This window comes from Janthinobacterium sp. 1L-D-8-B-C4 (genome assembly GCF_057291295.1).
The window spans coordinates 512,478-524,385 of sequence record NZ_JBXAVX010000001.1 but is presented as its reverse complement, the minus strand read 5'-3'; the positions used below and the strand labels follow the sequence as shown (position 1 = coordinate 524,385).

The 11,908-nt window shown below is 64.7% G+C and carries 12 protein-coding genes; 1 reads left to right on the top strand and 11 read right to left on the bottom strand.

The features are described from left to right. Positions 1-81: 81 nt before the first annotated feature. The 11 genes from AC0Z42_RS02480 to AC0Z42_RS02430 all read right to left on the bottom strand — a co-directional run bounded on the left by AC0Z42_RS02480 (position 82) and on the right by AC0Z42_RS02430 (position 10,935). Positions 82-270 (bottom strand): hypothetical protein, encoded by a 189-nt coding sequence (locus AC0Z42_RS02480; protein WP_485466643.1) that lies wholly within the window; start codon positions 268-270, stop codon positions 82-84. Then, positions 267-1,916 (bottom strand): FAD-dependent oxidoreductase, encoded by a 1,650-nt coding sequence (locus tag AC0Z42_RS02475; protein ID WP_485466642.1) that lies wholly within the window; start codon positions 1,914-1,916, stop codon positions 267-269. The genes AC0Z42_RS02480 and AC0Z42_RS02475 overlap by 4 nt, the downstream gene beginning before the upstream one ends. Positions 1,917-1,926: 10 nt before the next feature. Further along, complete coding sequence (locus AC0Z42_RS02470; RefSeq protein WP_485466641.1) at positions 1,927-3,279, bottom strand: MFS transporter; 1,353 nt, start codon at positions 3,277-3,279, stop codon at positions 1,927-1,929. A 151-nt stretch (positions 3,280-3,430) separates the two neighbouring features. Then, positions 3,431-4,246 (bottom strand): helix-turn-helix transcriptional regulator, encoded by an 816-nt coding sequence (locus tag AC0Z42_RS02465; protein WP_485466640.1) that lies wholly within the window; start codon positions 4,244-4,246, stop codon positions 3,431-3,433. Positions 4,247-4,259: 13 nt separating this feature from the next. Then, the gene (msrA, locus tag AC0Z42_RS02460) at positions 4,260-4,769 is read right to left on the bottom strand and encodes a peptide-methionine (S)-S-oxide reductase MsrA (protein ID WP_485466639.1); all 510 of its coding nucleotides are present in this window, start codon (positions 4,767-4,769) and stop codon (positions 4,260-4,262) included. A gap of 52 nt (positions 4,770-4,821) precedes the next feature. After that, positions 4,822-6,177 (bottom strand): MBL fold metallo-hydrolase, encoded by a 1,356-nt coding sequence (locus tag AC0Z42_RS02455; protein WP_485466638.1) that lies wholly within the window; start codon positions 6,175-6,177, stop codon positions 4,822-4,824. A gap of 60 nt (positions 6,178-6,237) precedes the next feature. Next, complete coding sequence (gene hemB, locus AC0Z42_RS02450; protein WP_485466637.1) at positions 6,238-7,212, bottom strand: porphobilinogen synthase; 975 nt, start codon at positions 7,210-7,212, stop codon at positions 6,238-6,240. A 91-nt stretch (positions 7,213-7,303) separates the two neighbouring features. After that, entirely contained in the window at positions 7,304-8,248 is a 945-nt protein-coding gene (locus AC0Z42_RS02445) for a DUF535 family protein (protein WP_485466636.1), read from the bottom strand. Positions 8,249-8,443: 195 nt separating this feature from the next. Beyond that, positions 8,444-9,787, bottom strand: a complete 1,344-nt coding sequence (locus AC0Z42_RS02440) for a sensor histidine kinase (protein WP_485466635.1) — start codon at positions 9,785-9,787, stop codon at positions 8,444-8,446. Beyond that, entirely contained in the window at positions 9,780-10,514 is a 735-nt protein-coding gene (locus AC0Z42_RS02435) for a winged helix-turn-helix domain-containing protein (protein ID WP_485466634.1), read from the bottom strand. Before AC0Z42_RS02435 ends, AC0Z42_RS02440 begins: the two co-directional genes overlap by 8 nt. A 55-nt stretch (positions 10,515-10,569) precedes the next feature. After that, a complete protein-coding gene (locus tag AC0Z42_RS02430; RefSeq protein ID WP_485466633.1) occupies positions 10,570-10,935 on the bottom strand; it encodes a hypothetical protein in 366 nt (121 codons plus the stop codon). A gap of 165 nt (positions 10,936-11,100) precedes the next feature. Here AC0Z42_RS02430 and AC0Z42_RS02425 point away from each other — a divergent pair, with 165 nt between their 5' ends. After that, a complete protein-coding gene (locus AC0Z42_RS02425) occupies positions 11,101-11,877 on the top strand; it encodes a DUF481 domain-containing protein (RefSeq protein WP_485466632.1) in 777 nt (258 codons plus the stop codon). Positions 11,878-11,908: the final 31 nt, after the last annotated feature.

Sequence of the window (11,908 nt, the reverse complement as noted above, 5' to 3'; positions counted from 1 at the left end):
GGGTTTCCCTTCAACTACGGAGTATGCAAAAACTTGCTTGATCCGTAATTGTAGAGCACGCCAGCGACTTGCGCCGTTCGTTTATTGCCGGGCGTCACCTTCGCTGGCGGCCGCCTCGCGCAGCAAACGCTGCACGACCTGCGCATCGCCAACGGCGCCCATCGCCAGCAAGGCAAAGCGGGCCAGGAACAGTGGCGAGCGCGCTTCGCCAATGGCGCCCATGGTGTGGCACAGTTCAGTGTAGAGATTGTCCAGTTCGATGTCGGTCATGCCGCCTCCTTGCTGATGATATTTTCCAGCGCCCCGCTCACCTGAGCTGCCGTCGCATCGTGCCAGCGCCCCAGCACATGGCCGTCGGGCCGCACCAGGTACACGCTGCCATGCCGCGCGCCGAACAGCGCGGCCAGCTGCGGCGACAGGCGCACGGCCTCGACATGCAGCGGCAACGATCTTGTCAAGGCCTGCAGTTCGGCCGGCACGGCGCCATCGTCACTGAAGTACAGGCCGGTGAACCGGCCCTGGCCCAGGTTGACCAGGTCGGTAATATGCCGCGCCGCCTGCCTGTCATGCTCCAGCAGCACCAGCGGACACTCGGGCAATACCGTGCCCGGCGCCGGCCCGGCCAAAAATTCATCTGTATCGGCCGCGTTCAGCGGCGACTGCATATAAGCAATCGCGCTGGTCTGGCGCGGGTTGATCAGGGAGCGCACCTGAGGATGCTTGCCGGCCAGGCCCAGCACGGCGGTGCGCATTAATTCAAAGGCAAACGTGGGAGGCGCCATGAATTCCGTGCTCTTGGTGCCATGGCGCAGGTTTTCATGCGCGGCAAATACGCGCTCGTCGGAATAGCTGTCCAGCAAGGCCTGGCCCGCCTGCCCTTGCACCACATAGGCCAGCTTCCAGGCCAGGTTGTCGGCGTCGTCGATGCCGGAATTGGCCCCGCGCACGCCGAAAATCGGCACCAGGTGGGCTGCATCGCCGGCAAACAGCACCCTGCCATGGCGGTATTTTTCCAGGGTCAAGGCATTGGCCTTGTAGATGGTGATCCACACCGGATGCCAGGGTGCGGTTTCCCCCATCATGGCCAGCAGGCTGTCGACTCTCGGCGCCACGTTTTCCAGCAGTACCGCCGCCTGCGCGTCTTCGTCGTCGCGCAGCTGGTAGTCGATGCGCCAGATATCGTCGGGCTGCTTGTGCACCAGCACGGTCGAACCGGGGTTCGACGGCGGGTCGAAATACGCCAGGCGCTCGGTCGGCCGATCGCTTTTCAGGTGGATATCGACAATTACATAGCGCCCTTCGTAGCTGGTACCCTGCAGTTTCAATCCCAGTGCCTCCCGCACCACGCTGCGCCCGCCATCGGCGGCCACCAGCCAGTCGGTATCGATCTGGTAAGTCTCGTCCGGCGTGGCCAGGGTGACGGTGGCGCCAGTCGCATGCTGTTCGACGGCGGTGACGCGCGTCTGCCAGCGGATATCGATCAGCCCGGCATGCCGCTCGGCCGCATCGAGCAGGTATTGCTCGATATGGTATTGCGCCAGGTTGACCATCGGTGGCAGCTTCTGGTTGGCATCTTGCGGCATGCTGAAGTGCAGCACCTCCTCGTCGCGATAAAAACTGCGCCCGCCGGCCCATGGCAAGCCTTTCGCCAAAAAGCCTTCCAGCGCACCGAGGCGTTCGATGATTTCCAGGCTGCGCCGCGAAATGCAGATGGCGCGGCTGCCGGTGCAGACGCCATCGTCGGCTTCGATCAAGATCGAGCGCACGCCATGGTGCGCCAGGCCGAGCGCGGTGGCCAGGCCGACCGGGCCGCCGCCGACGATCAGCACCGGCGCGTGTTCGATGCCTTTGCCGGTTGGCTTGCCCGGCGGATAAACCTTGGGCACATGGGGATACGGTTGAAATTCGGGTGTCATGATGGTCCTTTCAAATGGATGCCGTGGCCTTGCCACGCTTGATCGGCAATGTCAGCACGATGGCCGCGCCCACCACCAGCAGCGCGCTGGCGTACAGCAGGCCGGTGGCGAAGCTGTGCGTATAGTCTTTCAGCCAGCCCACCACCACCGGGTTCAGGGCCGAGCCAATATTGCCGGTCGCATTGATGACGGCAATGCCGATGGCGCGCGCGGCAAAGCTGAGGGCGCCGTCGGGCGTGGTCCAGAACACCGACATGGCGGTATAGGCGCCGGTCGAGGCCATGCAGATACCGAGCAACTGCAACACAGGATGACCGGAGTACGCGGTCAGCAGCCAGCCCAAGGCCGACAGCAGCATCGGCCAGACGATATGCCAGCGCCGTTCCTGCAGCCGGTCCGAGCGGCGGCCCCAGGCGATCATGCCGATCACGGTGCAGACCTGGGGAATGGCCGCCAGCAGGCCGATGGTGGTATTGCTGGCGCCGCTATTAAAGCTTTTCACGATCAAAGGCGTCCATACGGCCACCATCGCCAGGGTGTTGACCAGGCAAAAATACGCGAGGCCGAATTTCAGCACGGTGGGCGAGCACATTTCGGCCACCACCGATGGCTTGGCGAGCGCCGCCGCTGGCGCCACGGCCGGTTTTTCCGCCTCCAGCATGCGCGCCAGCGCCTGCTGTTCCAGCTTGCTGAGCCAGCTGGCCTTGCCCGGCGCATCGTCGAGATAGCCATACACGGCCAGCCCCAGCAGCACGGACGGCAGGCCTTCAAGCAGGAACAGCCATTGCCAGCCAGACAGGCCCCACTGGCCGTCCATGCCCAAAATCAGGCCGGACAGGGCCGAGCCGATGGCGGCCGTCACCGGCATGGCGATCATGAACAGGGCATTGGCCCGCGCCCGGTAAGCGCTGGGAAACCAGAACGTCAGGTACAGCAGCATGCCGGGCAAGAAACCCGCTTCCGTCACGCCGACCAGGAAACGCAGCAGGTACAGGCTGGCCGGGCTGCTGGCGAACATGGTGGCGGTCGAGGCCAGGCCCCAGGCGATCATGATGGAGCCGATCCAGCGGCGCGCGCCCAGGCGAGCCAGGATGATATTGCTGGGAATGCTGCAGGCGATATAGCCGATATAGAACAAAGTGGTGGCAAAGCCGAACTGGGTGCCGGACAAGCCCAGGTCCTGCATCATGGTCAGGCCGGCAAAGCCGATATTGATGCGGTCCAGGAAAGAAAACACGAACAGCAGGAACAGAAACCACAACAGGTGGCGCGATACCTTGCGTATCACCTGCTGTTCCAGTTGCGTGGCGGCGGCGTCACGGATGGGGCGCGCGGGGGAATGCGTGGCGGTGGCCAGGGTCATGCTTGTCTCCATAAGGTCCTTGCCACGCGATTTTTATTGTTATTGGCGTGGGCTGCCGGGTGATCCCGGCTTGAGACACAGTATGCAGACGCCTACGTCGTTGGTTGTCCCCATTTTGGGGACATCCGTGGTTCGAAAGACGTATGAAGGCTCAGGCCGCTTGCGGCCCCAGGCACAGCGCAAACAATTGCCGCTGGCTGGAAATGCCCATGCGCTTGTAGGCGCGCTTCTGGTAGGTGACCACGCTCGAGGGCTGTAAACCCATGGCGTCGGCGATCTCGACGGCGGTTGCGCCTTCCAGCACGCCACGTAAAACGTCGAGTTCGCGCTTGCTCAGCTCGGGGCAATGCCGGCGCAGGCTGGCCAGCATCATGGGGCCGGCGCCTTGCAGCGGCTGGCCGTTCAGACGGTAATGGTGTTGTACGCCGTGGGCGAACAGCGGCGCCAGGGTTTCGATGGCGGCGATTTCGCCGGGCGCGAACTTGCCCTGGGCGCTGTCGCGGTAAAAATTGACGGACAGCCAGATATCGCCGGCCGGCTGCACCAGCAGCGACAAGCGGTCCGAGACATTCGGCCGTTGATAGCAGGCGGCGCGGTAGCCGGGGTGATCGATTTCGTCGCTGGCCTGCTGGTGCAGCACGATGGCGCAATCCTGCCTGGGCGAGGCCGGCGCGATCACGCGCTGGTTGCCGTCCAGCGCATAGTAGTGGCGCGCGTAGCTGTCGGCGATGTCCTGCAGGAATCGCCCGCCGCGCCGGTCGGCCACGGCCACCGTGCGTGGCCGGTTGCCGAATTCATAGGCAAAGATGGTGCACTGGACAATGGGCGCGGCGCTGGCCACGGTTTTCAGGATGGCGCCGGCCATGGCGTTGACATCAAGATGGCCGATGGCGCTCATCAGGTCAAAGGCGCGGCCCAGGTCCAGCTGGCCTTCCGAATGCTTGCGTTCGACCCGCCAGTAGCGCACGGCCCTGCCCTCCTTATTGCTGGCGTTGCGGCAAGACCCAGTCCGGACGGATGTAATGGCAGGTGTAGCCGTTCGGCAAACGCTGCAGATAATCCTGGTGTTCGGGTTCGGCTTGCCAGAACGGGCCCGCAGGCGCCACTTCCGTCACCACCTTGCCTGGCCACAGGCCGGAGGCGTCGACGTCGCGAATGGTTTCTTCGGCCACCTGCTTCTGTTCATCGGTGGTGTAGTAAATGGCCGAGCGGTAGCTGGTGCCGCGGTCATTGCCCTGGCGGTTTTCCGTGCTGGGATCGTGGATCTGGAAAAACAGTTCGAGCAGGCGGCGGTAGCTGATCACGCTGGGGTCAAAAGTGATTTCGATGCCTTCGGCGTGGGTGCCGTGGTTGCGATAGGTGGCGTCGGCCACGTCGCCGCCCGTGTAGCCCACGCGGGTCGCTTCCACGCCAGGATAGCGGCGCAGCAAGTCCTGCACGCCCCAGAAGCAGCCGCCAGCGAGGATTGCAGTTTCAGTCGTATTTGCCATAGTGGTGTCCTTGTTCAGAGATAAGCTATCTTACCGCGTCCGGCGATTTTCTTCAGTGCGTGCCCACAATGTAACCCAGGCGCCTGAGCTGCGCCGCCTGGTAGGCGCCTATCGCGTCATTGAACAGGCAGCGTATCAAAGGGTCGTCGGTGATATCGGCTTCGCGTAACTCGGCCAGGGTGGCGGCATCGAAATCGGCATCGTTGATGCGCAGGTACATCGAGGTCAGCGACTCGCCGAGCACCAGCGCCGCATGGCATTTCGCCAGAGGCGCCTCGGTGGTCCACGACGGCGCTTCATCGGTCTGCGGCACCAGGTCGATCAGGTCGCCATCGATGCGGTAATGCAACACGGTGGCCGCGCCATCGTGGCCATACAGCGACAAGCGCCACAGGCGCGGCTGCTGGAAGTAGCTGTCCTCGAACAGCTCCATGTCGCGGTAGCGCTCCAGCAAGCCATGGCGGCAGAAGTCCAGCGCCAGCGCAGCATCTTGCGCGCTCAGTGCCGGGAAACGGCGCGCGATGTCCGCGGTTTGCGGCGGCGCCAAACCCGGCCGGTAATCGAAATCGACCTCCTGCGGCCCCACCGGAATCACCCACGGCAGCGGCGCGGCGGGCGTCAATCCATCGGCATCGAGCAGCACCGACACCGACGGGTCGAGCCGCAGCACCGTGGCTGACGGCAGCGCCGTAACTACCTCGCGCGCGAACCGGCGGTACGTCACCGGAAACATCGCGTGGTTATACCAGGACCATGGCTCCTGCACGAACTGGCAGGAGCTGGGCACGATATAGCGGGGATGGAGCGTTTGCAGCTGTTCCAGCCAGTCGTCGGGCAAGGTGGGGCGCGCCGGGCCGGCCAGCCGGGGCGCGATCACGGCCACCTCGCGCATGGTCTGGAACGGCCACAGTACCATGTCCCACGGCCCCAGGGCCGCCAGCTGCGCCAATGTCTCGGGGCCGATCCAGGAGTCGACCACGTTGAGCACATTCATGCCGGCCGCGCGTACCTGGAACAGCGAGTCGACATCGTCGTCGAGCGCGCGGCGCGGTATCACCTCGATCGCGCCCATCTGTACCGGCACGTCGACGTGCAGGCGCTCCACTTTCGCAAAGCCCAGCGCGCGGATCATGTCGAACAGCTCGTCGAAGATGCAGTACAGGTAGATCGGCGTGGCGCGGTCGAGAAAATCGAGGCTTTCCAGCGACAGATGGTCGTCGTGGAAATGCGAGATAAACACGGCGTCCAGGCGCAGCTGTCTTACTTGCTCAACGTCGAAGCGCACGTCGGGAAACGCGTGGCAGTTGCGGCTGAACGGGTTTTCGACGATGGGATCAAAAGCGATGGCGCTGCCGTCGCAGTCGAAGACATAGCCGGCATGCAGGATGCGGGAGATTTTCAGGGGCATAAAAGTATCGGGAAAGGCAGCGCGCCATGATAGCCCAGAATGGCGCGCGCCCGATCACGCTTAATATGGGTTGTTCAGCACATCCATCGCAAAATATGTAAAGATCATGTCGGCGCCCGCGCGCTTGATGGCGCCCAGGGTTTCCTGCACCACGCGGCGCTCGTCGATGGCGCCGGCTTGCGCGGCGAACTTGATCATCGCGTATTCGCCGCTGACCTGGTAGGCGCCGATCGGCAGGCGCGTCACTTCGCGCAGGTCGCGGATGATATCGAGGTAGGCACCAGCCGGTTTCACCATCAGCGCGTCGGCGCCTTCGGCTTCGTCGATCAGCGACTCGCGGATCGCTTCGCGGCGGTTCATCGGGTCCATCTGGTAAGTCCTGCGGTCGCCCTTGAGAGTGCTGCCGGCCGCCTCACGGAACGGGCCGTACAGGCCGGAGGCAAACTTGGTCGAATAGGCCATCACGGGGGTGTCGTGGAAACCTGCCGCATCTAACGCGCTGCGGATCGCCGCCACCTGGCCATCCATCGCAGCCGATGGCGCGATAATGTCGGCGCCGGCCCGGGCGGCAATCACCGCCTGCTTGCCCAGGTTCAGTACCGTGCTGTCATTGTCGACCGTGTCGCCATGCAGGATGCCGCAATGGCCGTGATCGGTGTACTCGCAAAAGCAGGTGTCGGACATGACCACCATTTCAGGCACGGCGTCCTTGATGATGCGCGACATGCGCGCCACCAGGCCGTCCGGATTCAGGGTGTCGCTGCCGTGGCTGTCCTTGTGGTGCGAAATGCCGAAGGTCATTACCGAACGCAGGCCTGCGCGCGCATAGCGCTCCACTTCCTGCGCCAGCTTCGCTTCGGGGATGCGGCGCACGCCGGGCATGGACTTGATGTCGACAAAATCGCTGGCGCCTTCGTCGACAAAGATCGGCAACACCAGGTCGCGCGGATTGATCTCGGTTTCGCGGAACAGTTCGCGCAATTGCGGGTTGGCGCGCAGGCGGCGCATGCGCGAGAGAGGGAAAGTTGCTGGCATGGGGGTGACTGGCTTCTAGTTAAAAGACGCCGCAAGTATACGCCCATCGCGCCAGCTTCGCCGGGTACGGCCTCAAAAAACCGCGCTTGCCTCAAGAAACGGCGGCATGGCGCGGTGCCGGCATGCTGGCCGCGACCTCGGCGGGCAGGCTGCGCAGGGTCGACAACTGCCAGCGCATGGTGGCCGACAACTGCAGCAGCATCGCGCCACGTCGGCGCGCGTCGGCGCGCTTTTTTGACGGTACATCGGCTAGGTCCGGTTCCCGGCACGGCGTACACGGCAGCCGGTAATTGCCATCGCTGCCGGGCAATGCATGCAGCTCTTCCCACGCCAGGTCGTAGTCTGACGAGATCTGCCGGCGCCGGCGGCCATTGAGGGCGATGCGGTTGGCGTTGCTGACCAGTTCGAGCTGGCGGCAGCCGTAAAAGTCGCCCAGGTCGCGCAGCAGCGCCACCATCAGGTTTTTCGGCCGGCAGCCGTGCAAGGCGCGGGTGGCCTCGCGCACGGCCTGCGCGCCGGCGCTTGATCGCAAGCCTTGCAGCGCGCCCAGCTGCACGCTGGCGCCGGCGCGGTGCGGGCGAAACAGGAAGCAGGCCAAGTACAGCGGTTCGCCGTTGCGCATCAGGCGCAGGCACAGTTCCCCTTCCCGGTGGCTTTCGTGGATGGCCGTCAGCTGCAGCCGGTACAAGGCGCCATCGCGCCCTTCCACGCTGGCCAGCACCAGTGCGCGCCGCGCCGCATATTCCACCAGCGGACGCGCGCCCGCCTGCCATAAAAAGCGGTAATGTCCTTGCAGCAAAGTGACGCGGGCCGCACAGCCGGCGCCGCGCTGCGCGTAGGGGCGGTAGATCTTGTACAGTAAACAGGGATGCTCTTGCGCCAGCGCCGCCATGCCTGGCGTGTCGCTGATAAAAGCCTGCCAGCGCGCGCGCTGACGGGGAAACACCAGCGCGCCCAGCATGGCCTTGAGATGGTGGCCTTCCCGGTCAAGGGCGGGCGGCGCTTGCGGCGCCAGGCCGGCGATAAAGGATGTCATGGCAACGGTTCTTCGGCGCTCGTGCAGTCGTGTACAGATGCGCGGCCGTGGCCGCGAGCAGCCCGGACCAGGCGGCCGCACCGGGGTGCAGCCGCTCCGCGACGGGTAGCACAGATGATAGGCGAGACGAAAAACCAGGGGGGTTACAAGTTGGTAATGTGGTCCATGCGGTGGTCCATGCGGTCGGCCATGCAGCTAGTGATTGAGGCGCAGCCGCACGCACAGGCCCGGCGCCGCATCCTCGATCTCCAGGCTGCCGCCATGCAGGGCCGCGATCGCGGCAACGATGGACAGGCCCAGGCCATTGCCGGGCAAATGGCGGCTTTTGTCGAGGCGGTAAAAGCGCTGCGTCAGCTTCGGCAACTCGCTGGCGGGCACGCCGGGGCCGTTGTCGCGCACGGCCAGCCAGGCGCCAGCGCCGTCCTGGCCGCACGACACTTCCACCGTGGCGCCCTGCCCCGCATACTTGATGGCGTTGTCGACCAGGCTGGCCAGTGCGCTGCCCAGCAGGTTGCGGTCGCCGCGTGCCGGCAGGTCCGGGCCATGCAGTTGCACCAGCAGCACGCCCTGCTCGTCGGCCGTCGCCTCGTACATTTCCACGATGTCGGCGCCGATCTGCTGCAGGTCGATCTCGCTGAAATTCTCGGGGCGCATGCCCGATTCGGCCGCCGCGATCTGCAGCAGCTTGTCGAATACGCGCGTCAGGTCATCGATGTCGGCAATCGCCGATTGCGCCGCGCCCTGCCAGGCGTCCACCGTCTGCTGCTGGCGCAGAGCGCCATCGAGCTTGTTGCGCACGCGCCCCAGCGGCGTGCGCAGGTCGTGGGCGATGGCGTTCGACACATGGCGCACGCCCTCCATCAGCTGCTCGATGCGATCGAGCATGCGGTTGATGTCGCAACTGAGCTTGCCGAATTCGTCGTCGCTGGCCACCGGTATGCGCTGCGACAGGTCGCCCGCTTCGATGTCGGCGGCGGTGCGGCGTATCTGCCCGATGCGCGCTTCGAGCTGGCGCCGGAACAGCCAGGCGCCGGCCACCATGAGCAGCACGGCCACCCCGCCGCCATAGGCGATCGAACGCAGCACCAGGGTGCGGATCGAATCGCTTTCCAGCATGGCGCGGCCCACGTACAGGCGCGAGCCGTCGATCAGGTCACGGATCAGCAGTCGCGCTGGCACCACGCGTCCCTCGCGCGTGACGTGCACGTGCAGCAGCTTGCCGACCGGGCTGTCGGCCACCGGCCAGCTCGACAGATTGCCGGAAATGCGGCTTCCCTGCGCACTGACCAGCAGGAATATCTCCGTGTCGCTGTCGGTGCGGTCGGTCAGCAGATGGGCGATCTCGGCCGATGTTTTCGTGCTGTCCTCGGGCAGGTACAAGGCGGCCAGGCGTTCCGACAGGATCGCCAGCTTGCGGTCGACGCTGCGGTCAAGCACGCCGATGGTGCCGAAATAAAACACGCCGCAGACGATGGCAATCGAAATGGCCAGCAGCAGGCCGTAGCCTATCGCCAGGCGCGCCGCGATCGATTTAGGCATGCGGGCCGCTTTCCAGCACGCCCAGGGTATAGCCCACGCCGCGCACCGTGTGGATCAGCGCCGGCGAAAATTCCTTGTCAATCTTGGTGCGCAGGCGGCTGACCTGCACGTCGATCACGTTGGTCTGCGGGTCGAAATGGTAATCCCACACCGCTTCGAGCAGCATCGCGCGCGTGACCGACTGGCCCTGGTGGCGCATCAGGTATTCGAGCAGCCGGAACTCGCGCGGCTGCAAGGCGATCTGGCGGTTGGCGCGCGTCACGCGCATGGTGCGCATGTCGAGCACCAGGTCGGCCACCTGCAACTGGGTAGCGTCGGGCACCGGCGCGGCGCGGCGCAGCAGCGCTTCGATGCGCGCCAGCAGCTCGTCGATGGCAAACGGCTTGGACAAATAATCGTCGCCGCCGCTGCGCAGCCCGCGCACGCGCTCATCCACGCTGGACAGCGCCGACAGCACCAGCACCGGCGTATTGCGGCCCATGCCGCGCAGGCGCGCGACGATGGCCAGGCCGTCGATCTCGCCCGGCAGCAGGCGGTCGAGCACCAGCGCATCCCACTCCTCGCCACAAGCCAGGCGCATGCCGTCGACACCGTTGTCGCAAGCGACGACCTCATGGCCGGCGTCGCGCAGGCCGGCGCAAATATAGCGGGAAGTATCGGCTTCGTCTTCGATGACCAGGCAGCGCACGGTGAGTCCTTGTAATAAATCGGTGGAAGTGCGCAGCATACGCCAGGCGGGCGCGGCTTGCCAGCCCTGGCGCCGCGCAAACGCGTCAATCCGGCTAATTACACTTGCCGCGCAGCTTGGCGATTGCCACGAACGGCAGCGCATACACGCCGACCACGCCGATCGGCCCGAGGTTGGTCGGCTGGCGTTTCAGGCCATCCGGATGCAGGCAGTCGGGCACTTTCGCTTCGCTGAAGGCGGCGGCGAATTGTTCGTATTTGTCGGCGCGGATGGTCACCTGCTGTATCGCCGGCTGGCCCGATTCGGCCTGCGTGCGCTTTTCTTCGGCCAGGGTCTCGCGCACGGCGGCGCTGATCATCGCCTGGGTCAGGGCCGGCGCCGACGGCGTGGCGGCCGGCACCTGCGCGACGGCGAGCGTGGCGGCCGAGGCCAGCACAATGGCACTGCAGACTGACTTCATGGACACTCCCGGCGCAGATAGCAAGTTGATAAGATGGCCTGAACTATAGCAGAGTCAAGGCACCGCGTGCGCAGGACGGGTGATTGCAGGCTCAGGTACAATACGCGCTCGATCTTGATGGGACGCGCCCGCGCCGGTGCGCCCGCCACACACAAGCACACAGCCATGAAATCCATTCCTACCCTCGTACTGGCGCTGGCTTTGGCCACCGCGCACGCCGGCGCCATCGCCAAGGACACCAAGCAAAGCCTGCTGTTCGACGAAATCCCGATCGGCAGCTGGAGCACTTCGGCCGAACTGGGCGCCATCACCACCTCGGGCAATACGGCCGGCACCTCGGTTACCGGCAAGATCGACGCGCGCCAGGAACTCGACGACTGGAGCAACCAGTACATCTTCAGCGGCTACTTCAAGGAAGACAAGAATACCGATGACGAGGGCCACCGCTACCGCGAGCGCTCGGCCGAGCGCTTTTCCGCTTCCGGCAAGGCCGCCTACAAGCTGATGTCGGACAATGAAAAACTGTTCGTGCTGGCCTCGCACGTGAACGACCGCTTCGGCGCCTACACCAAGTACAGCACCTTTGCCGTCGGTCACGGCTCGCGCTGGTACCAGTCAGACGACAAGAGCGTCGACGTGGAAGTCGGTCCGGGCTACTTCAGCGGTACCAACGACGAAGGCATATCCGAACACGGCCTGACCATCCGCGGCGCGGCCGCCATGAAATGGAAAGTGAGCCAGTCGGCGATGTTTACGCAAACCGTCAGCGTCGAGCGCGGCACCTCGAACACCCACTCGATCGCCGAATCGGCGCTCAGCACCAAGATCAACGGCACCATGCAGATGAAGGCCGCCTTCAGCGCCCGCAACGACACGCGCGTGCCGGATGATAAAAAGAACACCGATACGCAGACCTCGCTGACGCTGGTTTATTCGTTCTGATATCTGAACGGCTGGGAACCCGCCTGTCGAA